The organism is uncultured Legionella sp. (assembly GCF_937871865.1).
Classification (GTDB): domain Bacteria; phylum Pseudomonadota; class Gammaproteobacteria; order Legionellales; family Legionellaceae; genus Legionella.
Window position 1 is genome coordinate 1 of sequence record NZ_CALMPD010000231.1, and the last position, 24279, is coordinate 24279.

The window sequence follows — 24279 nt, forward strand, 5'->3', positions numbered from 1 at the left end:
CATATTCTAAGCATACACCAACTGGACAATATAAATAACAAATTCAAATAATTATAATATTATTATTTGCATTAGATATGCATTCCTGGGAATGCTTAAACGCGATATAAAGCTCTATGTATGCTACAGCAATAATTGGATTTACATTACTGCATGAGAGATACTATGCTTATGAATATAATCATTATGAAATGAATACATATGAACACAATGGAACTGAGTATCCCCGGGTTAACCATCGCTTATAAAACCTGGGGCAATCCGCAACACCCCCCGATTGTTGCACTACATGGATGGTTGGATAATGCAAACAGTTTCGATTATTTAGCACAGCACTTACAAGATAATTATTACTTTATCGCAGTGGATCTTCCAGGACATGGTCATTCATCACATCTGCCATTGGGCAGTAATTATCATTTTATTGACAGTATATTCCTTGTCATCCAAATTATAAATGCATTAAAGTTGAATAAAGTACACCTGTTGGGCCACTCAATGGGAGCTTGTCTGGGCAGCCTTGTAGCAGGAGTGGCTCCTGAGCGATTTCTTTCTTTATCGTTAATTGAAGGACTGGGCCCATTCTCTTCTCCAGAAGAAACCGCATGCAAACAATTATCCCATTATTTAGACGTCCTTACTCAAAAAAAAATAAAAAAACCAAAAGGATATCCCAAATTTGATAGCGCGGCATTGGCTCGTGCCATAAAGGGTTATGTGTCATTAGATATAGCAAAATTGCTCTGTGAGCGCGGAGTAAAAGAAGAGAACGGTCTCTATTATTGGCGACATGATCGCCGCTTACTGGAACCGTCACCATTACGGATGACTGAATTACAGATATTGTCGTGTCTAAAAAATATTAAAGCAAAAACGTATTTGCTTTGGGCTAGTGAAGGATTTTCATTTGACACTGAACTGATGCAAAGGCGCATTAAAACGGTACAGAATTTAAAAATAGAACGTTTGGACGGCGGTCATCACATTCATATGGAGAAGCCAGAAATAGTTGCAACACTTCTGGCTGAATTTTATAGTGCGTTATAATTAATGGATTTCTGTAGAACAAGATTGATAGTTAATAGTGACTTCGCTCAATGATTTTTTAACATCATCTAAAGAATAACCAAGATCTTTAGCTGCGCTTAAGACACCACAACCGCCTTCATCAAATGTTGAATAAGGGGTCCAATAATCCATGTTCGCCTTAACCATCACATCAAACGCTTTACGAACGTTCCAATCAGTCTGGTTGGCCAGGATATAAAATAGATGATTAAAGACACCACTGGAATAATGCACATCCAATCCACCATAATAATCATCAGCTACGTCAATCGACATGCCATCTTTACTAGGCTTATCCATGTAACGTAATGCTTCATAACCACTGTCTTCTTTCATTATTTCCGAACCAATTTGCCAGCTGTTCTTACCTACGGAATAAAACTCAGCTGCCTGAGCGGCCATATCAGAAAATGATTCATTCATACCGCCTGACTGACCAAAATATTCAAGGGCGGAGTGTTGTTCAGTAAAGCCGTGGCTCACTTCATGGCTGCCTACACCTAAAGACACTAATGGATACATCATCGTATCGCCATCTCCAAAAGTCATTTGCTTACCATCCCAATAAGCATTTTCATAGCCATAACCATAATGAACGCGCATAACCAATTGCATTGGCGTCCCATCTCGTTTGGTCAATGCTTCAATCCCATACCAGTCATGATACAGATGCTTGATCACGTATCCGGCATATAATGCATCATTGGTCGGTGAAGCCGCGCCATTATCCCGGTCATAGCCGTCTGCCGAATATCCCGTGAAATAAATATTAGATTGATTGCCAAGCACTGATTTACAAGAAAATTCCATTGGTTTGTTTTTGGAATAATATTTATGTTGCATGTCCACTACTTTGACATTGTCATTTTCCATAAAACACAGTTCAGCATCATTGTCTCTGCTTAAATCCAATAAAGGTAAGTCTTTACCAAATTGGTATTCACCTATTTTACGGTTTCCACCGAAACCCATTCCTTTAGCAGCAACTCGTTCTGTTTTTACATCATCCCATTGAACAAAAGGCTTATTGGTTTCTGCATCAAGAATAGCAGTTGCTCTTTCAGGAATCCGGTCGTCATGGCTTACAAATACGCTGACTTTATAGGCCCAGTGAGCGTGATGTTTCTCATCGATATACACCATAGGAGTAACCTGCTCTTCGCTGATTCGTTTATTCGCATATTTGGTTTTAAATTGTTGTAAAGCAACAGAAGCATTTTTAACAAAAGATGCTTTGGGTTGACCTAATTCAGCCTGAAGCCCCTGGTAAACGACACCATTCATCTTTACACCAGCTTTGGCATTTGCCAGCATTTTAGCACTATTCATGCTATGCATAATGGCATAGCCACCAAAAACAGGAAACCCTGCATATTGTTGCTGCATACGAACGTGAGTCACTTTATTGTTATCAGTACGTTGTTTTACAAACTCTAAGCTATCAGTAGAAACAGCCGCACCTTTCATGATACCAGGTACAGATAATTGGAATTTTTGCTTCACGTCTGCGATAGAAGCTTTCTGCAAAAGCACTGGTTCAGCAGCTTTAACAGGTGACGCTATACCTAAAGCTAAAGCAACAGCCAGGGGGGACAAATAATAATTTGGATGCATTGATTCTAACTCCTTAAACTGAATTCGCATGAGACAGCTCTTCCCGGAGCGTCCATGTTGTTATATAACCCTGTAATTTTTTATAGTTATTTCTTTTTTGTACCAAGTCTGATGATATTTCTACTGTTGATCACATACCGCATGTATGCTCTGCTCAAGTACTCAAAATAAAGTCAATTCGACTCAAGTAAGAAGAATGCCAACAGACTTCAAGTTATCATCCGTACAAACAAGTCAGCACTACAAAAGCCATGTACTACTTTTAACCGCATAAATCAAGGATTATCCAAAACTGGCTTATTCTTAATTGAATAATTGCATTCCATCAAGGCATGTCTAATTCATTAAATTATTTGAATAAATCTTCAAATTTTTTTAATTAAAACAGACATAAAACCAATTTATTTTTACAAAATGTAAAGACATTTTGCCAAGCTTTTCAAAGCTAGCATAGTTTTATCTTTTTGGAAATTAATATTTATAAGGCCCACATGATCCGCTAAATTGAGGAAAGATAAGACCTACCCTGATAGCAATAAAACCGCCTCTGAACAAGGTTCAGAGAATAGAACCATGTTATCAGGTAGATTGTGTATTGTCCCATTTTTGAAATGCGCGTCCATAAAGTACTTCTTGAATTTAGTGCATTTTAATGAGTATCTGTTCTGGAGTCACCTTATCTCCTTTCTGGCAAAGCACTTCCAAAATAGTACCATCCTGGGGTGCTTGAATTTCGGTTTCCATTTTCATCGCCTCCAGCACCAGAATTGGTTGTCCTTTCTTTACAAAGTCTCCAACATGTACATGAACAGCAATAATAGTACCGGGAATCGCAACAGTAACATCACCGGGACCCAACTTATGCAAAGATGGATGCATTTTTTCTTCAAATTCAGCACGATGCACGACCACCTCTTCAGGAACACCATCAACCCACAAGAAGCAAGATTGTTGCCCTTGTTCAGCCGTACCAAATCCTGCGACTTTTACATGATAACGTTCACCATGTAACGCAATATCAAATTCTGAAAGCGCTGTATTTTGTGAAGGACTTGATTCAGACAACAAAAGTTCGGGGACTAATCGATCATTTTGACGTTGTTCTAGAAACTGACGCCCTATTTCAGGAAACATGGCATAAATAATCACATCTTCATCACTCAAAGCCAAATCATTGATTTCTTTACGCAGCTGCTCCAGTTCCTGAGGTAATAAATCCGCAGGCCTTACCTCAATAACATAGGTATTCCCAATTGCTTTTTTCCGCAGGCTGGTACTTACTTTCCCCGGAGCTGTGCCATATTTTCCCTGACAGTATAGCTTAACTTCATTTGTTATTGTTTTATAGCGCTCTCCGGTAAGAACATTAATCACGGCCTGGGTTCCGACAACTTGCGAAGTAGGCGTAACCAAAGGAGGGTATCCCAAATCCTTACGTACCTTGGGTATTTCTCGGTGAACCGCATCCAGTTTGTCTAAGGCATTCTGTTCTTTAAGCTGATTATATAAATTGGATATCATACCGCCAGGGACTTGATACAACTGGACTCTGGGATCAGTATCCCTTGCTTCACTTTCAAACTGAGCGTATTTTTTACGCACCATTTTAAAATAATCATCAATTTCCAACAACAAATTCAAATCCAAACCAGTATCATAAACACTACCAGCCAATGCGGCCACCAATGCTTCAGTGGGCGGGTGAGATGCTCCTCCAGAAAAGGATGAAATTGCCGTGTCAATGTGATTACAACCCGCCAACACCGCTTCATAGTGGCAGACAGCAGCTAATCCGGAGGTAGCATGACTGTGGAGATGAATAGGCAATTGCGTGGTTTCAGCCAGCCCTCGATAAAGCTCTACTGTAGCAACAGGAGTCAGTAATCCAGCCATATCCTTAATCGCAATGCTGTCGCACCCCATATCAGCCAGAGACTTCCCCATATCCAGAAAGTTCTTCAGAGTGTGTACAGGGCTCGTTGTATAACAGATAGTACCTTGCGCGTGTTTCTTATGCGCTTTAACTTCATCAATAGCTACCCTCAAATTGCGTGGATCATTTAGGGCATCAAATATACGAAATACGTCAACACCATTATTCACAGCTAACTGAATAAACGCTTTAACAACATCATCTGCATAATGTCGATAGCCCAGCAGGTTCTGCCCTCTTAATAACATCGATAATTGAGTATTGGGCAAAGCATGGCGAAGTTGCCGTAATCGAGTCCAGGGATCTTCCTTTAGAAAACGTAGACATGAATCAAAAGTAGCTCCCCCCCAAACTTCCATAGCCCAGTATCCCACCTGATCCATTTGCTTGCATGCGGGTATCATGTCTTCAGTACGCATGCGAGTTGCAATTAAACATTGATGCGCATCACGCAGAGTAACATCCGTTATCAAAGTTTTGGCCATGGAGCATTCTCAGTAGCAATCAGTAAAAAAACAATAGCATAATCCAAACTACAGAGCACCCGCATTAAAAAATTTATTCCTATAAAGTATCAATCAAGGCACCATGTTATCGTGATGAGCACTACAATGAAATAATGAAGCTAACATGCGGAGATCTTGTCGATATCATCGAAGATATAGACAAATTCTCAAAGATAAGGCAAAATCTGCCAAAATCAGACGACACTAAAGTCTAATGAAAAAAATTCTTGTCTTAAATGGGCCCAATTTAAATCTGTTAGGTACTCGTGAACCATTAATCTATGGTTCTGTTTCTTTAAATCAGATAAATGCTGATTTAGCAAAAGAGGCAAAAAAGACTGACGTACAGTTAAGCTGTTTTCAAAGCAATAGCGAAGGCAATTTGATTGAAGCGATACACCAGGCAAAAATTGATACAGTTGATTATATCATTTTTAATCCCGCAGCATTCACTCATACCAGCATAGCCTTGCGTGATGCACTAACAGCTGTAGCAATTCCATTCATAGAAGTTCATATCAGCAATATTTATACGCGTGAATCCTTTCGTCATCATTCCTATTTCTCTGATATAGCGGTAGGTACTATCAGTGGTCTTGGTGCACAAGGTTATTTATTAGCATTAAAAGCAATTATTGAAGAATTAAAGTAGAGAGATTAAAACCATGGATATTCGAAAAATCAGAAAATTAATTGAATTGCTGGAAGAAACTGGCATTTCTGAAATTGAAATTAAAGAAGGGGAAGAATCGCTAAGACTTAGTCGTCATAGCAGTGTTCCAATGGAAGCACCTCAGGTTCACTATGTTTCTCAACCTGCACCGCAATACAAAACGGTGCATGAGCATGCTCCGGCAACACCAAATACAACGACTCACCATGAAAGCAAGCCAGCGACAACGGCATCCACATCGACAGGGCATAAAATTCGCTCTCCCATGGTTGGCACGATGTACACGTCACCATCACCTGAAACACCTCCTTTTGTCACAGTAGGTCAAGCAGTCAAAGCCGGCGATACGTTATGCATTGTTGAAGCAATGAAAATGTTCAACGAAATTGAAGCAGATCGTTCGGGTAAAGTCGTAGAAATTTTAGTGAAAAACGGGGACCCTGTTGAATACGACCAGGCCTTGTTTATTATAGAATAGTGAGAAGTGTCTATGCTCAGTAAAATTGTTATAGCTAATAGAGGTGAAATTGCACTTCGTATCTTACGTGCTTGTAAAGAGCTTGGCATTCAGACTGTCGCAGTACATTCAGATGTTGACAAAGATTTGTTACACGTCCGTCTTGCTGATGAAACCGTTTGCATAGGTCCTGCTCCTGCGCAAAAAAGTTATTTGAATATTCCGGCCATAATTTCTGCCGCAGAAATAACTGACGCAGTAGCCATCCATCCAGGTTATGGTTTTTTATCTGAAAATGCTGATTTTGCCGATATCGTCGAACAAAGTGGTTTTCGATTTATTGGACCACGAGGTGATACGATTCGTCTAATGGGCGATAAAGTATCTGCCATCGCGGCTATGAAAAAAGCTGGTGTACCCTGTGTTCCTGGTTCTGATGGCCCTTTGAGTGATGAGGATGAACGAAACCTGGAGATTGGCCGCAACATAGGTTATCCGGTGATTATCAAAGCAGCTGGCGGCGGCGGTGGGCGTGGCATGCGCGTCGTTCATAGCGAATCTAATTTATTAAGTGCTATAGCCCTTACTCGAAGTGAAGCCAAAGCTGCATTTAATAATCCAATTGTTTATATGGAAAAATTCCTCGAAAACCCACGCCATGTGGAGTTTCAAGTATTAGGTGATGGCAAAGGTCATGCTATCCACCTGGGCGAACGTGATTGCTCCATGCAACGACGGCATCAAAAAGTAGTTGAAGAAGCCCCGGCTCCAGGCATTACCGCTGAATTACGCAAGCAAATTGGTGATTCAGTGATTAACGCATGTAAAGAGCTGAAATACCGTGGCGCTGGTACTTTTGAATTTTTATACCAGGATGGCTGTTTTTATTTTATCGAAATGAACACACGAATTCAGGTTGAACACCCGGTAACTGAAATGATAACCGGTATCGATTTAATTAAAGAACAAATCAAAATCGCAAGCGATATCCCCCTGACCTTAACTCAGGAAGACATAAAATTCCGTGGCCACGCCATTGAATGTCGAATCAATGCAGAAGATGCCAAAACATTCATGCCATCACCAGGTACCATAAAGCTACTGCACCAGCCCGGTGGACCCGGAGTACGATTTGATTCTCATATCTACAGCAGCTATGTTGTACCACCTAACTACGATTCGATGATAGGTAAGCTCATCAGTTATGGTGAAACGCGTTTGGAAGCAATTGGTCGAATGAAAAATGCTCTTGATGAAATTATTATTGATGGGATAAAAACCAATATAGAATTACATCAACGTATCTTACATGATAAATCCTTTATCGATGGCGGAACGAATATTCACTATCTGGAAAAAATGCTGAAGGATTAAATATTGTGTGGTATCAATTAAAAATAGAACATTGCCCAAGTGAAGAAATAGAACAAATTAGCAACGAACTCGAAGAGTTCGGCGCGTTATCTATTATGCTCACGGATAAAAATGATAATCCAGTTCTTGAACCAGAACCAGGAACTACCCCATTGTGGCCTGAAGTAATCATTCATACGTTATATACGCAAGCAGAAGACGCTCAACGAACCAGAAGCCATTTAGCTCAAACGAGACCACTTTTGGAATGCTCCATTGAGGTATTGCCCGACAAAGATTGGGAACGAGCCTGGATGGATGACTTTAAACCACAACGCTTTGGGGATCGTTTATGGATTTGTCCTACCTGGCATACTCCTCCCGAACCACAAGCAGTCAATTTAATGCTTGATCCGGGATTGGCATTCGGTACCGGAACTCATCCAACAACGTCATTATGCTTGACCTGGTTAGAGCAAGCCGAGTTATCGGATAAAGCCGCCATAGACTATGGGTGTGGCTCAGGAATTCTTTCGTTGGCTGCCGTAAAATTAGGTGCCCAACATGTCTTTGCTGTGGATATAGACCCGCAAGCCTTGCAAGCCACCCAAAACAACGCGCTTGCAAACCAGATTACTGAACAACATTTGTCAATCAGCATGCCCGAGGCGCTGCAAGCACCAGTTGATCTGATTATTGCCAATATATTACTGGCTCCCTTAATGTCACTCAGTGAGCGCTTTTGTCAATTACTCAATCCAGGAGCACAGCTGGTAGTATCTGGAATATTGACTGAACAAGCCGATTTACTCATAAAAACCTACGAGCCCTTGTTCTCTCATACAGCAGCACATCATCAGGATGGATGGTCTTTATTAGTTTTTGCACGCCGGTAAAATGCATGTCACCAGAAGGAAAATATAATGGCCGCACAACAAATTTTTTCCCCATTCCAACCTAAAAGAGCGTTGATCAGTGTGTCCGATAAAAAGGGCATTACTGAATTAGCTAAGACCTTGCATCAACACGGTGTAGAACTCATTGCCACCGGAAACACCGCAACACAATTAAGGGAACATGGCCTGCCCATTACTGATGTAAGTGAGTGCACCGGCTTTCCTGAACTCATGGATGGCCGCGTCAAGACCCTCCATCCCGCCATTCATGCCGGATTGCTGGCCCGTGGCGAACAAGATCAAAATACATTGGAACAGCATCAAATAAAACCCATTGATTTGCTCATAGTGAATTTGTACCCCTTCGAGCAGGTAATCAACCGACCAGATTGTGATTTCAATAAAGCCATTGAACACATTGATATTGGTGGGCCAACAATGGTTAGAGCTGCCGCGAAAAATCACGCTCATACTTACGTGATTGTCACTCCGAACGACTACCCTGAGCTGCTCCACTGCCTGCAAGAGCAGAAAGCCCCCACTCAGTGGAAATTTTCCTTAGCAAAAAAAGCATTTGCTCATACAGCAGCCTATGATGCTGCAATTACCAATTATCTGACCACTTTAGATACAGAGTTTACCCCAACAGGTTTTCCTGATGTCCTGACCTGCCAATTTAATAAAATAAGTACTCTGCGCTATGGAGAAAACCCCCATCAACAAGCCATATTTTACGCAGATAAAAACATCACGATCGGCTCGTTAGGTTCAGCAACCTTACTACAAGGTAAACAATTATCCTTCAATAACATTCTGGATGCTGATGCGGCTTTAGATTGTGTTAAATCATTTCCAATGGACACTCCCGTATGCGTTATCGTCAAACATGCGAATCCTTGTGGCATTGCATTAGGCGATTCACCATCCAATGCCTATTTAAGAGCATTCCGCTGTGATCCAACATCCGCTTATGGTGGCATTATCGCATTTAACCGCACTCTAGATGCGGCTACGGCGGAAGCCATTATGAAACAACAATTTGTAGAGGTAATTATCGCACCAGACATCAATGATGATGCCCGGCACGTTCTATCCACCAAGCAAAATATTCGCGTTCTTACAACAGGGAGTTGGCGCACAGACAATGAGTTCAGATTAAATATGAAGAAAGTTGATGGTGGTTTACTGGTCCAGGAACATGATTCTCTTTCAATGAGCACTTGTGAACAAAAAACCGTGACTCACTCTAAAGCAACAGAACAACAAGAAAACGATTTGATGTTTGCCTGGTTAGCAGCAAAACACGTTAAATCCAATGCCATAGTTTATGCGAAAGATGGTGCGACTATAGGTATCGGAGGTGGCCAAACCAGCAGAGTAATGAGTGCACGGATTGGCATATGGCAAGCAGAACAGATGGGGTTTAACACCAAAGGCTGTGTTATGGCTTCCGATGCGTTTATTCCTTTTGCGGACACAGTAGAAATTGCAGTACAAGCAGGAGTAACAGCAATCATTCAGCCAGGAGGCTCTGTAAGAGATGAAGAAATCATCGCCTGCGCGAAGCAGCATGGAATAATAATGGTATTTACTGGAATGCGCCACTTTAAGCATTAAAACAGGCAAATTGCATCGTTGTTTCATCAGTTTTACTGCGTTGATATGTCTTTCGCTTAGCAGAAATGAAAAGTGGGCTTGACTAACTTGAACAAAGAGCATTATATAACGTATCATCATATTTTTAATTGAACCTTTTGCACATGCAGTAAAGACGTCTTGTGAACAATTTATTCAAGGTATTATCGAACCGGCATTAATCTTCGATACAGTCTTTTCAAGAGAATTACATGCATAGTCAAAACTCATTTGGAGCAAACCCATGACAGTTGAGCACTATCCGGCTTCACTTGTCAGTCGTCTTGCAATTTCGGAGCCTCTACTGGTGCCGCAGGGGTACTATCGCTCAAAACTATTTATTGCCCCGTTTTCTACCAACTCCCTGGTTGCAGCAGCAGGCCCCCTGCTGTCCTTGCTGGAAAGACTCTGTTTAAGCCCAAGCCTACCTCCCATTGAAAACATTAGAGAAAACATTGAGCATGAATTACGTGCTTTTTACAGCAAACTTGATGCGGCGAAATATCCTCTGGATCTCATTAGCATTGCCCAATATTTATTGTCTGCAACTATTGACGAGATTTTGGGAAAAAGTTATTTGCGCGTTTATAACGAGGCTGCAAGCTTTAAAGCATTTACTCCTCTGACAAGTGATGGCATTCAGCCACAACAACGATTTTTTGAAGTATTAAATTACATTAAAGAGCGGCCAAACCAGTTCCTTGATCTAATTGAATTAGTATATTTTTGCCTCATCGTTGGTTTTGAAGGTGAGTATCATGTAAAAGCTGATGGTCGGCAGGTTCTTGATAATACAATAGAGGATTTGTACCAGATCATTCAGCAATATCGCTTCAATAAACCGCATCGTTTATTTAATGAAAACCCTATTCCTAAAACAGTTAAAAAGGATTATAAAGCCTCAGCAATTACCGTAATAATCGCAGTAGGCTTTGTTGCTCTTGCTTTTCTAACCAGTAATGTCTTGCTGGAAAATAAAGCAAAAAATGTTTTATTTGGACATACCCAACTTGCAATGCTGGATGAATAATGGATAACTCTCTTCGTGCATTATGTGATGCCGTAAAAAAAATAGTCGCTCAATTAAAACCACAAAGTAACCAACTTTCGTTCATAATAATTACCGGAAGGAACGAGCAAGGAAAATCAGCGCTTTTAAAGCAAAGCACTATGGAAATAATGCCCGTATTCAGTGAACAAAATGCAAAAATATATTTTAATCAACAAGGAATTATTGTTGAACTGGGAGAAAGCTGGCTTACGCATAGCAAAACCTTACTGCAAAATGCGCTAAAACAACTGAATCGATGCAATCGATATCTTAAAATTACCGGTATGATTTTGTGTGTTGATTGCAATGATTTATTAATTGCAGAACCCACCCAAATGACTGAAAAAAGAAAATCCCATCTGCAATTATTAGAACGTCTGGGAATTAATCTGGGCTATCGGGTGGAATTGGCTTTAATATTTACCAAAATGGATACCTTGGCGGGTTTTACTGAATTTTATCAAATGGATCATGCAACCGAGTTATCCAAGCCATTAGGTTTTTCTCTCGACTGCATTAATCAAACGCGCCAAAAAATAGAAACTTATTCAAATCAGTTTAATCAATTAATTGAGCAGCTTAATCATCAGGTCATTGCGAAGATGCACCCGGTACGTTCTACAATCAAACGCAGTTTAATTCGCGAGTTCCCACTGCAGCTCGCCAGTCTGCGAATGCCCGTGCAAGCGCTTATCCAGGGGATTTCGCCCAAGCTATTTCAATTACACTCCATTTATTTTACCAGTGCCGAGCAAGGCGGAGTAAGCATCGACAGGCTAAACAAGAAAATTCAGCATGAATATGCTTTGGTAGTGCAAGACACTTTTCCACAAGCCACGAATTTCAGAGCTTATTTTGTAGAAGGTGCTTTAAAATCTATCCAGGAACAATGCAGTCAGGCTCCTCAAATTAGAACCATTCCTCAAAGACCATTAATTGCTGCGGCATCAGGTATTGCAGCACTCAGCTTAATTTTACTAAGCTATAGCCATTTCAAAACATCCCATATACTGGATGAAGCAAGTAAAGAGCTGCTCGCTTATGATACCTTGAACAGCCAAGGGCATACTGGCGCACAAGCGTTATACCATCTCTCAAAAGCAGCCAATAGTATGGGGAATGTAAAGACCAATTCAATATCGCAGCCTCATGTTCACCAATTAAAATTAAATCTGCACAATCATGCCAAACAACGACTGGATGGTGAGTTTATTCCTTCATTATCGAATGAGTTGGAACAGGTTATTACCAATCCAAGTAATACGCCAATCACCCGCTATAAAGCGTTAAAAGTCTATTTAATGCTAGGACAACCGGAACATTTCTCAGCAGATGAAATCTATCTATGGTTTAAGCAGCAATGGGAGAAAAACCCCGATACCTCAAAGAGTCAATTAACGCTATTGAAAAATACGCTGAGCAAACCAATACAAAACATCAGCATCAAGCAACAAGTGATTAGTGATGCACGAAATTACTTAAATGCTCTGCCTACCAATTACTTGTATTATTCTGTTGCCAAAGAATCCTTTCCAACAGCGAAACAGAACATTGCAGTAGAAGGATTCGTCCTGCCAACAGATGAGTTGCCGATTTATTTCACTAAAAACGGTTTTGAAACCGTAATTAAGGATATCCCCAATATTAGCAGTAAACTGCAAGCGGAAAACTGGGTGCTTGCCCGCCAGGATCTGGCTCAGCTGAACAGTTTATTAATTCAGGCGTATTGCTTTGATTATGTAATCTGGTGGCAAACGTTCTTGAAAAAATCGCACCCCATACATTACCAAAACTATCAGCAAGGCAGCCAGGTTGTTAAATTGCTGCAACAATCTGATGCCATCGGTAAATTAATCACCCTGGTGCAACAAGAAACAAAACCAGATATGACTACGGATGCTACTTCTAATTTCAATCAATTCGTTGCCCATAAATTTACTGATTTGAGTTTAACAAGTGTATCCAGTATTAAAGAGCTCAGTTTAAGAATCAGCGAACTGGAACGCTTTATTTCAACCCTATCCGTAATAAATGATGATGGAAAAACTGCTTTTTCATTCACGAAATCACGCTTTATCAATGAAAACTCAACCGATCCGGTAAGCTTACTGTTTATCCAGGCACGGCATTTGCCCGAACCAATCAGCACCTGGACAAAACAATTAGCCGGAGATGCCTGGGTTATCCTGATTAAAGATACTCGCCAATACATCAACCATCAATGGCAACAAACGGTATTCCGTGAATTTCAAAATAATATAGCCAAACGCTATCCTTTTGATGCCACACAAACCAAAGAAATCCAGATAAATGATTTTAATCATTTCTTTTCCACTCACGGTGTATTGAATACGTTTACAGAACAATACATAAAACCATTCCTTGATGTTTCAAATGCTGAATGGAAATCTAAATCAGTCAATGAGTTCGTCATGCCTATTTCAAGTGATGCAATTGACGAAATAATAAGAGCCAACATTATTACCAATATGTTTTTCCCTGATCATGGAGATCAAAGCAAGATAGACTTCAGTTTACAAAAAATAAGTCTAGATCCTGTTGTTTCCAGTTTAAACCTGGAAATTGGCGAAGTTAAATTAACAGACACTCAAGGCTCAGATTCCTTTATCCGATTTACCTGGCCCCAAAACAACGCAAAATTGGCTCTGGATTCCATTGAAGGAAACCATTACGAACTAGCAGAACAAGGTACCTGGGCAATATTCAAACTCCTGGAAAAAGTAAATGTTCTGATTGATGAACAAGACAGTTCCAATTTACAAATACTTTTTGAAGTAAATAGTAATTCTGGTCGCTATTTACTAAAAACCAATAACAAAATTAATCCTTTTACTCCCGGAATATTGAATGGTTTTGTACTGAATGAGGCAATAGTCTAGCAAGAAAGTTAACTATTTAAGAACTTTGCTATCGCTGTTGAGCGCTAATTCAGCTTCTCATCGGAGAATGCAATTTCAAAAAGCCAGCGAAATTTGGAATTCCGCAGCCGACTGAAAGTCTTTGTGCCTAAAATTAGACAGGTACTCATTCTTACGTTATCAAAAGTTAAATTGACGGGATTCCTCAGAATACTCCTCAATGTCTATTATATTGGCCGGGGTATGCGTAATCACTTGTTGTGAAAAGAAAAAAGATTGATTGTCATGCTTAGATCTTTTAGGAGGAAGATTATTTACGTTATCATCATTCATGTCTTTTGTTCTTTTTCCCAAAAGTAACTCTTTATCAATGGTTAAATTAGAATCGGCTAAGCGATGGCGCTGATAATAATTGTTTTGGGTAATATACCCTTGGGTGCCTTTTTTAGTGCCTTGGGGAGCTGGCTCTCCAGTTTCTTCATGTACTAAGCGATGCCGCTGATAATAACAGTGTTGGGTAATATACCCTTGACTGCCTTTTTTAGTACCTTCCGGGGCTGGCTCACCCGTTTCCTCATGTACTAAGCGATGCCGTTGATAATAATTTTTTTGGGTAATATATCCCTTGCTACCAGGCACCGTGCCTCCGGGAGCTGGCTCTCCTGTTTCCTCATTAACTAAGCGATGACGCTGATAATAACAGTGTTGGGTAATATAGCCTTTGGTGCCTTTTTTAGTGCCTTCGGGGGCTGGCTCACCTGTTTTCTCATATACTAAAGCGTCTATCTCTTTGCTTACCTCTTTGTTTACAGGATTTTTATTTTTGTATCCAGTTATTTTATTTTCATAAAAAACCGTTAACTCTGGAGATAACTTAAGATTTTTTGCTGAAGGCAAAAAAGATAATTTATCGTTTCTATACGCTTTTAGAATCAAACTTAATAATTTTTTTATCGTACATAATAAAAAGGCTACTAGGGAACACTGGTTGAATTATAACCTTTTATTCTTAAATCAACATTAAGGTCACTGTCAATCTGTTTTTAACGACTGACGCGAGATTATTTCTCAAATCCAATTTAAATTTGGAGCTAAAATGAAAGGATTCCTCTGAGCTGATTTATCCCCACAAATTTTGTTATCGTTCCTGCGAGGCAGGAATCCATGGTTCGCTTACACCAACCTATGTTTGCGATATTGTCCTTATATTGCAAATACAAGCTAACATGGATTTACTAGAGTGACGCCTATATGATTGTCAGTTTGCGGAAAAATTCAATAGCTCATGTTATTTTTTGCTCTATATTGATACAATGGATTTCTTTTTAACGAATAAATACTTTATGGAAACACCCGAACACAAAACTGCTTCTGCTTCAGCCAACCAAGAACTAAAAGCACTGCTTGAGATAGAAAATACCAACAGACGAGGGGCTTGGTATAATTGCCTCACAAATTGCCTCCCCTATGCTAACTTTACCAGTGGAGAACCTGAGATCCTATTCAATCCAGCAGGCTTCACTTACTATAATCTTGAGCTTACAAACATACCTGAAGACCGCACTCTCATAACTAACTATACAATTCCTACTCTCATCGATACGTTCTTAATCAGTGAAGGAGTTGGTATATCCATTGAGGCGCGTACCCCAACAAAAGCGGTAGATATCAGCTATGGAGACATCCTGGGTTTTCATCTCTACCGAACATTTGCTGAACCAGAAAATCACCTATTCAAAACAAATAAACCTCGTGCCTCTATTATTGGAGAAGAAACAGAGATCGTCATCAACGACGTGCCGGAGCAAGTCCTGCCCACGACCTCAATAGAATTACTTGACGCAATCATACTGCATTACGGCTTCAACGATGCCAAAATAAAGCTCATCTATCTGCCTGAAATGGAACAGTATGAACTAGTCTTCTCGATTAACACGAATCAAATGACATCCAGTAAAATACAAGCCTTAGTCCAAAAACTAGGCTGGTTTTTACCAAGGTATTATTCTTATTTGATTTGTGATCTAAACCAATATGAGTAAGGTATTGCATAGGCCATTTAGTGGTTTTTATGGATGGTTTTCGTGATTTAATTAGCATAAGCAGCACGTCCTCCAACAAGATTGACTCAAAAAATTAAGGGGACTACGATATCGTGGCATGCTCAATACGACAAATTGATTTAAGCTGAGCAATGATGGTCTCGATTAGATGCATAAATTTGGAAATGTATATGTCCGGCATATTATCTGCCAATAATTCATTCGATGATAAATTGCGAGGGCGAAGCAAAAATTCTAGAACATCCATAAATATTCATGTAGTTAAAACGATTTTGAATTTGGCACATCTTAAATCCACCAATGAGTCGATACTAAATTTGACTCATTGGTGATGTATCTTGCTCAACTGAACTCCTATGCTTTCACATAGGGTTGTTTAACATCCTATCAGCTAGCCAAGAAAAGTCCGTACACAACGAACATTTATCAGACCAGTGCGAGACTTTTCAACTTCTTGTTGAGAAGCCGTGTTCGGAATCGGAGTAATGTATTGCATCCATGCCCAATTTTGAGCGGGAGTAATGATAGTGCTTCCTTCAGTAGAGCTCCAGAAGTCACCAAACATTAAATGAAAAGCATTCAAATTGGATTGAATGTTTTGCTGTATGGGTTCAGCAGCAGTGCCACAGTGAGCACCCGGATTGTAAGTATTAAATCCCATTTCACAAATGGCCGGTAAATAAAAGCCATAATAGCCATAACCATTAATACGAGCAGTATAATAATCACAAAAGGCTGCAGCAACTGGGGCACTTAAGTTAGCATTCATAATACGCGCGGTATTACATTGTCCATTGGAAGCACCATTACAGGAATTAGGTCCAAACTGGCTTTTGTCATCGATGCCTCCAACCTCAACAGATGGTCCCCATCTCAAACCTTTAACCACGTCAATAGTGGACACAACTTTACCATTAACAGTTGGTGTTGACACCGCCCCTCCATTATTAATTTCAAACAAATAGCCGCCTTCAAAAATATTACCATAGGTTAGCACTGTAATCGAAGTCGTGAATGGTGAGGTGGTATTAGTACCAGACGCCGTCAAAATGCTGGGAATAGGCTCACTAGCAGAAGAGGTTGTCGGTGTAGTACCCGGGGTAACAGTTAACGCGCAAGAAGTATTCGGTGCAATATCACCGCAACTGGCTGGAGTTACAGTAGTACCACTGGGAAGAGGTGGTGATATGGTATAGGTCACGTTTTCCGCAGTAGCTGGACCAGAATTATGTATACTAATAGTTCGAGAACTTGATATACACAATTGATTCACCGGATCCCACGTACTGTGCTGATCGGCACAGCTTTGTTCAGTTACCCCCCGCTCTCGCGTTAAAATATCCTTGGCCGCTAAAGTATAACTACTATAGCCCACAGCGAATGAAGCAGTGTTTGAGGAGGTAGCGGTCACATTAATGGTAAAACTATTAGTGTTTATGCCAGTAATAGCTATGGCAGTTGGGCCTTCAGGTATTGGACTGGTAAAATTCATCGTACATGACGCACCTGGCTCCAATATTGCAGGGCAATTATTGCTCACATTAATAGCACTTCCAGCAGGAATTATGGCTCTGATATTATGTAATGGCTGACTCGTACCGGCCTGATGAATAGTGATGGTACCGCTATTGCTGACAGGAAAAGTTAATCCTGCGGGCGTAGCAATAATTACCCCATCGACCTTTATCTTCAGATTATTTTCAGCAGGATGGTAACATTGGTTAGGATTTGGGCTACCATCAGCGTTGGCTTGACACATGTCCAAGCCCTCAATACCCCGACCAGGCACCTGATTCCCATGAACAGTCAGCCTTAAAAGGCAGGTATCATTGGGCTGTCCTGCGGGACCTAATTTACAAGGAGCCATCTGCTGAACCCCGTCGCGATGTAGCATCACCAATGTTTTTTCTCTACTGGAGTTATTCTTAATAAAGTACGCCACTCTTGCAATACCGTTTCCAGCAACAACGATGTCTGTTTCGGTTAGAGGAGTAAAACTCCATAATGGGCCACCTGCCTGAGCCATTAAGGCGGTTAATGCCAAGAATAGTCCAATTGTTATTTTGTTCCATAAAATAGTCTTGCTTTTTCGATACATGATAGTCCTTAATTTGCACAAGAGCTCAAGTAAACATCATTGGTGTTGAGATGATGGAGCTTCGCGTAGAAACTGTACCATTTATTGATAAGTATTTAAATAATAATATATATCAAACCATGATTCCCTGATTTTTTGCGAAGGGATATAGAGACATAAACCAGAAGAAATAAATTTATTCTCAGGCAGGAGCTGTTGATATTGCAACCTACGTCCCACATCTTGTGGGACGAGGTTCATGATGCCGCGAATACAGCAAAGCACGGTGGCACTCTAAACGGAACTATCAATAACCTCTAATTAATTTTAGCGGGTAATGATTTGATATAGGGATCTTTGGCATAAGCTTCTAAAATATCGGAAACCAGCTGATCAATAGCTCCCTCTCGCTCATCATCTTCAATTAAGCCGATCTGTTCCTTCATAGTAGCAAGGCGCGCTTCCAGCTCTTTCGCAATAGAACCGTTTGGAAACAAGGCTGCAAGCAAGCGCCTTGCTTCACTTGGCCCCAAATGCCGATATAAATGATTTCGAACAGTAGCATCTTCTGCGGTAGTACTAAAAGCCCATAATTCTACAGGACCTAACGTTAAGGTCAGCAACTGAACATTGACACCAGATTTGGTTGCAAACTGGGCGAGAAATGTCGCCCCACCTAATCGTGGACCATGAACCCTGTTACGTAATGCTACTTTAGCAGTTTCAGAGAGCCCGAAAATTTCGGTGGTTTTCTCAATAGCCTGAGAAGGACCAGCATCCATAATATAAATTGCCGTAGCAAAATCAATCATTACAGGATCAAAGTCATCGACAGACTGCGACAGCAAGGCAATTTGTACTTTCCATTTACGCCCTTCCCGCATGTCGATAATCACTTGCTCTCTTACGGCCGAAGATTTAGAGGTGCGGTGGAACTCATCATAAACAATACGCTTATGATCTTCTCGAATTTCCAAAACTCTCTGTTTATGGTATTCCTTATACTGCTCTGGAATATTAGTAAGGCTTTCTTCAGTTAAATAATAATGTCTTGCCAGAACATAACGCGCAAGCATATACATGACAGCTGTTTGTCTGTCCGCTGCATCACCACCGCTTTTAGCCACTTCATCGAGGTCTAGCGAAACAACTCTGGCGTCACCAATATCAAAACTGCTCACTCGAGATAAAATAGGATATTCACGCACAGCTGAAGAGATCATGCGTGAAAACGCATTAATTAATGATTCACCAGTAGGCGCAGTAACTTTTTCATATAAGTCTTCAATTGAAGATGAACGACAAATTGATGCAGCATCAGCCAACAAAGGCATCGCATAACGTTGGGCCAGCATGGCCTCATGTGTAAACCCTGCAGAATAAAGTGAATCCGTCACTTCCCACCAGGTTGATTTAGAATCACGAACAAATCCAATTTCTTCAAGAATGCTGTCTATAAACTCTTCGACTCCTGGAGCATAAGGAGTGGGATTAAACTCATCAGCCATGCTTTTAAAGAGCTCATCAACCACCATACCGGCTAAATCAGGCATACCGTCATAAGGTTTTAATGCTCCCAATGGAGTAGTTAATAAAGTCATAAAATTAACTAAAAATGAGCGTTCTAATGCCGTTGGATAGCGACATCCTAGTTGTGTATCAAATGGGTTTATCGAATACTCAGGAGTCATTCTCAATCGATGATAGGCGACTAAATGACGCTTGGATGCGGGTAAGGCTTCCTTCAATAATGAAATTAACCCACTACTTGATGGCCCGATGTCAATAATCGCTATTCTGGGTAAACGTGTTAATCCACCAGATAAGCATAAAGCCAAATTCAGGGCGTTGGATAATACAGATTTACCCGAACCAGGGCGAGCATAAACCAGATCAATCCAAGTAGTTTGCTCTGTTGACCCCGGTTGAAATGGCCATGGCTTGCCATCGGGAGATCGGAACAGCAAGGCACCATGCTTCCATGGAGAGGCTGGTCGTGTTATAGGTAACATTGATATAACACTGGATAATGGAGCAACTGTAGGCACTGCCGTACTGTTCATTGTAGCCGCCAACATGGTAGATACAAAACCGGCAAAGGGATCACCACAAATTTCAGAAACATCGGTTGACCCCCAGCCCTGAATCGCTTTAACTAATTCAGAGCTTCTCCGCCTCAATAAAGGAAGATTTCCTTCGTATGCCCATGTTGTAGCAACAACCCTCAAGCGAACAATTGCTTCATCAGTATTAAGTTGTAAATATTTTAACAAGTTAACTGAATCACTTATTAATCTGTTTTGTGCTGAACTAAAACTTAATATTGCCGACAACAAGCCTTTAAGTTTAATGGTACTTAATCCTTCACTTTCAATTAAAAAAGAAATTTTCCAGGGAACATGCGAAGGAAGAATACGAGAAAATAACGTAATAAATGGCCTGACGTCCTTAGGAAATAAATCAATATAGGTTGAAGCATAAATCTTGTCACCAACACGGACTGTCCGTAAATCAAGGACTTCTGCATCACGCGGAATAACCTGTTTTGCTAACGAAGGCCATAATAAGTCAGAAGGATCACCTTCAAAATTATTTATTTCTCGTACCGGTAATTTATCTCCAGGCAAAGTGGCTCGCCAATTATCCGCAGTATAATCGGGATCGGCTGTCATACGGATTGCATGAACGGCCTCATGAACATCGAGTAGTCGTGAAAAAATTCGTAAGGCATCAAAATCATTAAGGATAGAACGAACATAAGCATCATGTGTATCGCGCAACTCAGGAACTGCAGCAAAAATCGTTTGTGAATTTTTGAAAGGAGGAATTTTATTGTCTTTAATAAATTTGCTTTTAGCTTTAGCTGATATTTTTAATTGTTCATTAGTCAAATTAAAAGGACGTGTGATTAATACAAAATATACGCGTTCTTCTGCACAATATTGGGATAAATAATCGACACGCTCTTCAAATAAATCGCCTAGATTCAGTTCAAGCCGTTTCGCTGTTGCTTCTGCAGGATCATAAATATCCTCAATAACTTTTTTAATATTCTGCTTATCATGACTAAAGTAAACCTGGAGTGCATGTCCAGGCCTCCCCATTGCGGCCTGAAAAGCATTATTTAATCCAGCAACTAAATGTTCAAACTCTTCAGCCCCTGCTAAAGCAGTCACACCTTCAACTTCAATTACAGATAATAAAGAGCCGTCATGGTTTACCAGCACAGTAGAACTGTCTGCTGTTTCCAAATCTACATACGACTCTGTCGTTTGTTTAAGAGACGTGCTCAACCAGGCAAAGAAGGTATCTATACCTTCAAAAAACGACTCAGACCATTTTGCCATCCCTTTCCCCACTTTTATTTAATTGACAGCTTTTGCGATACAAGCAAACATCAGCCATGTGATCCAGACTTAATTATTATTCAGCAATTTCAGCTAAGGCACTTGATGCCCATTTTTCGATTTGTTTTCGAAATTTAGCTCTTGAAGGAAGTAAGCATACATTTTTCAAAAGCTGACCGCCTATCTCTTTGTTTGTTACACCAGAATCAATCATCAGTTGCCCGAATATAGCCGGATCACTAGTACCCTCACCAAACTTCTCTTCTACAATTTGTGAACGAAATTTAAAACTTCGATATATATTTTGTGCACTTGATTTATAGCCTGTATCATTGGTAATGGCACAAAATAAAACGTGGCATAAACTATTCAATTCAGACTGGCTTAACTCAGGAAGATAGATTAACGTACCACCACCATACCCCCCTACACCGACTGATTCGATGAAGAAGCATTGTGCGCAAAAACAGCATGATGTAACCAGATTTGATAGCCTATTATTCGTATAATCATTATCGAGGTTAACTATTTCTTGAAACAGTCGTGCTTGGAATCCGCAAAACTGACAGGTATAACGATCTCGTGTAAATACTTTTTGCTCATAAGCTCGGAATCGCTCATCAATTTTTCTGGCTGAATATAAGCGCCAGGAACCTGGTGTAGCAATTAATTTTAATTCGCAGCGTTCTTGATTACCCGCCATATCCTCGGCTCACATTAACTTGATTAACAACTCTAGTGCCTGTCTTTAAATCTATGGATAGTACACCATGATTATCGGAACCAAGACACCTGTATAGTAAATATAAGTCAAAAAATTACTTTATTGCGACTGATATAAACAACTAAATTGGGTAAAGTATGTGCTCTACCCAATTTAATTTATTCTCAACAAGCCACTATATTACTTAAATACTGTACCTTTAGGACCAGCAGTCTCACCGGCTTCACCAAACATAGTCTGACCAGTCATTCCTAAGATGGAGGGCAGAAATAATAAAGCAGCGGCAATAAAGACAAGTGCAATTGGTGTTCCAATTGGAATTTGAGTTGGGTTATCTTTATGCTGCTTAAACTTCATAATTGCCCCAATAGAAAAACCCAAACCAGCCAAATAAGAACCGGCCGTAATAAGTTTTGCCAAGTTAGTAAATGAATTTGCAATTGTCGAAGCCATATCCCCGATAGTGCCCGCAGCCGCAGCGTGCTGGCTTATTAAAGCAAGAAAACAAAAACAAGCCACGCTCGTTAACCAATATCTATAGCCCGATTTATTTATAATTTTACTGTTCACTTTTCTCTCCTAATTTAAATTAGCCTAACCTGGACCATATAAAGTATTATTAATCATATTAATAGTACCGACAATATTGATTGCCAAAATCCCCCCAAAAACATGAATCAAACCTTTACCCGTTCCACCTGGAGGTTGTCCTTGTGATGCAGAACGAGCAATTAATACCCATCCCCTGACAAACGCAATCAGACCGACTACTTGAATTAACATAGCAAGTGGTCTGCCCACCACACTGCCGCTGCCAAAGAGAGTATCAAGTGCTTGATTACTGCTGTTCACAGGTGCATATTGCAGTGGATTCTGATATCCAAAAGTGGACATCATAAACGTTTTAAATCCGGTTGGAAAATAAATTAATATTGCCCCAACCATTAAATACATAATAGGTTCTTTTACACTGGCACTATTCGACATCATAGTCCTGGCTTCACCGTATATCTTCAAACTATAAATGGCCTTAAATAAAAAAGCACATCCAATGACATATGCTCCACCTGTTATTAAACGTTCAACAGGAGCCAGTGATTCAGCAAGCCGGTTTAGAATTTCAGCCTGACTTGCTATCCAACATGAAACGGTACCACCAGTACAAGTCGTAGCCATATGTGCCTCAACTATCGTTTTGACTAAACCTAATTACTTGCCCGGAGCTAGTTAAAACACGACCCTGCATTGAGTCGATTAATTTAACAACTCCATATCCTGCAACTTTCGTCCCTTCTCTTACTGTAATTGTAGAACCATTTGAACCAATTAGCCATGCGCGACCAGGAATTACTGCTTGAATGTTATATATAACCCGTTGCGGAACATAACGGGCAACTGGTGTAATTTTTTTTGGCTGCTGGGTACGGGTTATCAAAACGCTAATCACTTCTGATTGTTTCGCCATTTGGTTTGACAATGTTCCTATCACTTGATTGAGATTTGCTATTTGATTATTCAAATTATTGATGTTGTTATTAATCACTGTAACCTGTTCGCTAAGAGCACTCAATTCTGAACGCAGATTCTGTTGCGACATTTCAATAGCAGATACTTTATTTGCTATTTCCGGATCAGCTTGCGAAATGACTTGCTGCGTTTGTTGTATTGGCTGTACAGGTACTGGAGTAACTGTTGTTGGCACAGGTTGAGGAGTAACCTGAGTAATGGGCGGCACATTTGCTTTTGATGGTACGGCTTCGGTACTTTCTGAAAAAAACATATATCCGATAAATTTATACATCACCATGGCAAAAATAACTAAACCTACTGCAATTAATGCATTACGTTTAATATCTTTCTTTTCTGTCATTTGCTTTTGTCCAGAAGAAAAACTGTTATTTTGCCCCAAATTTGAATCACCCATTGGATCACTATCCATAGAGTCTAACTCTGCAAATCGATACTCATCATTATCTTGATCATGTTCTGCCATTATTTTCTGC

At 40.2% G+C, this 24279-nt stretch carries 18 protein-coding genes; 9 read left to right on the plus strand and 9 right to left on the minus strand.

The window, feature by feature from the left end:
- Window positions 1-201 precede the first annotated feature (201 nt).
- Complete coding sequence (locus Q0495_RS12255) at window positions 202-1047, plus strand: alpha/beta hydrolase (RefSeq protein WP_298626775.1); 846 nt, start codon at window positions 202-204, stop codon at window positions 1045-1047.
- On the opposite strand, the gene proA is transcribed toward Q0495_RS12255, so the two are convergent.
- Both proA and oadA read right to left on the minus strand, forming a co-directional pair.
- On the minus strand, window positions 1048-2682 hold the full coding sequence (gene proA / locus Q0495_RS12260; RefSeq protein ID WP_298626776.1) for a zinc metalloprotease ProA: 1635 nt from the start codon (window positions 2680-2682) through the stop codon (window positions 1048-1050).
- A gap of 639 nt (window positions 2683-3321) precedes the next feature.
- Complete coding sequence (gene oadA, locus Q0495_RS12265) at window positions 3322-5100, minus strand: sodium-extruding oxaloacetate decarboxylase subunit alpha (RefSeq protein WP_298626778.1); 1779 nt, start codon at window positions 5098-5100, stop codon at window positions 3322-3324.
- A gap of 235 nt (window positions 5101-5335) precedes the next feature.
- Between oadA and aroQ the strand changes: the two genes are divergently transcribed.
- The 7 genes from aroQ (at window position 5336) to icmF (ending at window position 14086) form a co-directional block, all read left to right on the plus strand.
- The gene (gene aroQ, locus Q0495_RS12270) at window positions 5336-5773 is read left to right on the plus strand and encodes a type II 3-dehydroquinate dehydratase (RefSeq protein ID WP_298626780.1); all 438 of its coding nucleotides are present in this window, start codon (window positions 5336-5338) and stop codon (window positions 5771-5773) included.
- A 13-nt stretch (window positions 5774-5786) separates the two neighbouring features.
- Window positions 5787-6272, plus strand: coding sequence for an acetyl-CoA carboxylase biotin carboxyl carrier protein (accB, locus tag Q0495_RS12275; RefSeq protein WP_298626782.1), 486 nt, complete (start codon window positions 5787-5789; stop codon window positions 6270-6272).
- Window positions 6273-6284: 12 nt separating this feature from the next.
- Window positions 6285-7625: an acetyl-CoA carboxylase biotin carboxylase subunit gene (accC, locus tag Q0495_RS12280; RefSeq protein ID WP_298626783.1), complete on the plus strand. Its 1341-nt coding sequence runs from the start codon at window positions 6285-6287 to the stop codon at window positions 7623-7625.
- Between the two features lie 5 nt (window positions 7626-7630).
- Window positions 7631-8500, plus strand: a complete 870-nt coding sequence (gene prmA, locus Q0495_RS12285; protein WP_298626786.1) for a 50S ribosomal protein L11 methyltransferase — start codon at window positions 7631-7633, stop codon at window positions 8498-8500.
- Window positions 8501-8527: 27 nt separating this feature from the next.
- Window positions 8528-10117: a bifunctional phosphoribosylaminoimidazolecarboxamide formyltransferase/IMP cyclohydrolase gene (purH, locus tag Q0495_RS12290; protein WP_298626788.1), complete on the plus strand. Its 1590-nt coding sequence runs from the start codon at window positions 8528-8530 to the stop codon at window positions 10115-10117.
- Window positions 10118-10379: 262 nt separating this feature from the next.
- Complete coding sequence (icmH, locus tag Q0495_RS12295) at window positions 10380-11165, plus strand: type IVB secretion system protein IcmH/DotU (protein WP_298626790.1); 786 nt, start codon at window positions 10380-10382, stop codon at window positions 11163-11165.
- A complete protein-coding gene (gene icmF / locus Q0495_RS12300; protein ID WP_298626791.1) occupies window positions 11165-14086 on the plus strand; it encodes a type IVB secretion system protein IcmF in 2922 nt (973 codons plus the stop codon). The genes icmH and icmF overlap by 1 nt, the downstream gene beginning before the upstream one ends.
- Window positions 14087-14245: 159 nt before the next feature.
- Here the strand turns inward: icmF and Q0495_RS12305 are convergent, their stop codons facing one another.
- Complete coding sequence (locus Q0495_RS12305) at window positions 14246-15001, minus strand: hypothetical protein (protein WP_298626793.1); 756 nt, start codon at window positions 14999-15001, stop codon at window positions 14246-14248.
- 377 nt (window positions 15002-15378) lie between these two features.
- On the opposite strand from Q0495_RS12305, the gene Q0495_RS12310 reads away from it, so the two are divergent.
- Window positions 15379-16107 carry a hypothetical protein gene (locus Q0495_RS12310; RefSeq protein ID WP_298626794.1) on the plus strand — a complete coding sequence of 243 codons (729 nt, stop codon included), beginning with the start codon at window positions 15379-15381 and terminating at the stop codon, window positions 16105-16107.
- A 412-nt stretch (window positions 16108-16519) separates the two neighbouring features.
- Here the strand turns inward: Q0495_RS12310 and Q0495_RS12315 are convergent, their stop codons facing one another.
- The 6 genes from Q0495_RS12315 to icmG form a co-directional block, all read right to left on the minus strand.
- Window positions 16520-18226 (minus strand): hypothetical protein, encoded by a 1707-nt coding sequence (locus Q0495_RS12315; protein ID WP_298626796.1) that lies wholly within the window; start codon window positions 18224-18226, stop codon window positions 16520-16522.
- Window positions 18227-18522: 296 nt separating this feature from the next.
- On the minus strand, window positions 18523-21552 hold the full coding sequence (locus tag Q0495_RS12320) for a type IV secretion protein IcmB (RefSeq protein WP_298626798.1): 3030 nt from the start codon (window positions 21550-21552) through the stop codon (window positions 18523-18525).
- Window positions 21553-21628: 76 nt separating this feature from the next.
- Window positions 21629-22255 carry a type IVB secretion system protein IcmJDotN gene (gene icmJ / locus Q0495_RS12325; protein ID WP_298626799.1) on the minus strand — a complete coding sequence of 209 codons (627 nt, stop codon included), beginning with the start codon at window positions 22253-22255 and terminating at the stop codon, window positions 21629-21631.
- Between the two features lie 201 nt (window positions 22256-22456).
- A complete protein-coding gene (locus Q0495_RS12330; protein ID WP_298626801.1) occupies window positions 22457-22846 on the minus strand; it encodes a type IV secretion protein IcmD in 390 nt (129 codons plus the stop codon).
- A 24-nt stretch (window positions 22847-22870) separates the two neighbouring features.
- Window positions 22871-23452, minus strand: coding sequence for a type IV secretion protein IcmC (locus Q0495_RS12335; protein ID WP_298626804.1), 582 nt, complete (start codon window positions 23450-23452; stop codon window positions 22871-22873).
- Between the two features lie 7 nt (window positions 23453-23459).
- Entirely contained in the window at window positions 23460-24272 is an 813-nt protein-coding gene (icmG, locus tag Q0495_RS12340) for a type IVB secretion system protein IcmG/DotF (RefSeq protein WP_298626823.1), read from the minus strand.
- Between the last annotated feature and the right edge of the window lie 7 nt (window positions 24273-24279).

Excerpts from the sequence above, each read along its gene's own strand:
- aroQ (WP_298626780.1), top strand. The coding sequence starts at position 5,336 with ATGAAAAAAATTCTTGTCTTAAATGGGCCCAATTTAAATCTGTTAGGT.
- Q0495_RS12320 (WP_298626798.1), bottom strand. The coding sequence starts at position 21,552 with ATGGCAAAATGGTCTGAGTCGTTTTTTGAAGGTATAGATACCTTCTTT.
- Q0495_RS12315 (WP_298626796.1), bottom strand. The coding sequence starts at position 18,226 with ATGTATCGAAAAAGCAAGACTATTTTATGGAACAAAATAACAATTGGA.
- Q0495_RS12310 (WP_298626794.1), top strand. The coding sequence starts at position 15,379 with ATGGATTTCTTTTTAACGAATAAATACTTTATGGAAACACCCGAACAC.
- accC (WP_298626783.1), top strand. The coding sequence starts at position 6,285 with ATGCTCAGTAAAATTGTTATAGCTAATAGAGGTGAAATTGCACTTCGT.
- accB (WP_298626782.1), top strand. The coding sequence starts at position 5,787 with ATGGATATTCGAAAAATCAGAAAATTAATTGAATTGCTGGAAGAAACT.
- icmF (WP_298626791.1), top strand. The coding sequence starts at position 11,165 with ATGGATAACTCTCTTCGTGCATTATGTGATGCCGTAAAAAAAATAGTC.
- icmJ (WP_298626799.1), bottom strand. The coding sequence starts at position 22,255 with ATGGCGGGTAATCAAGAACGCTGCGAATTAAAATTAATTGCTACACCA.
- Q0495_RS12255 (WP_298626775.1), top strand. The coding sequence starts at position 202 with ATGAACACAATGGAACTGAGTATCCCCGGGTTAACCATCGCTTATAAA.
- proA (WP_298626776.1), bottom strand. The coding sequence starts at position 2,682 with ATGCATCCAAATTATTATTTGTCCCCCCTGGCTGTTGCTTTAGCTTTA.
- oadA (WP_298626778.1), bottom strand. The coding sequence starts at position 5,100 with ATGGCCAAAACTTTGATAACGGATGTTACTCTGCGTGATGCGCATCAA.
- Q0495_RS12335 (WP_298626804.1), bottom strand. The coding sequence starts at position 23,452 with ATGGCTACGACTTGTACTGGTGGTACCGTTTCATGTTGGATAGCAAGT.
- icmH (WP_298626790.1), top strand. The coding sequence starts at position 10,380 with ATGACAGTTGAGCACTATCCGGCTTCACTTGTCAGTCGTCTTGCAATT.
- purH (WP_298626788.1), top strand. The coding sequence starts at position 8,528 with ATGGCCGCACAACAAATTTTTTCCCCATTCCAACCTAAAAGAGCGTTG.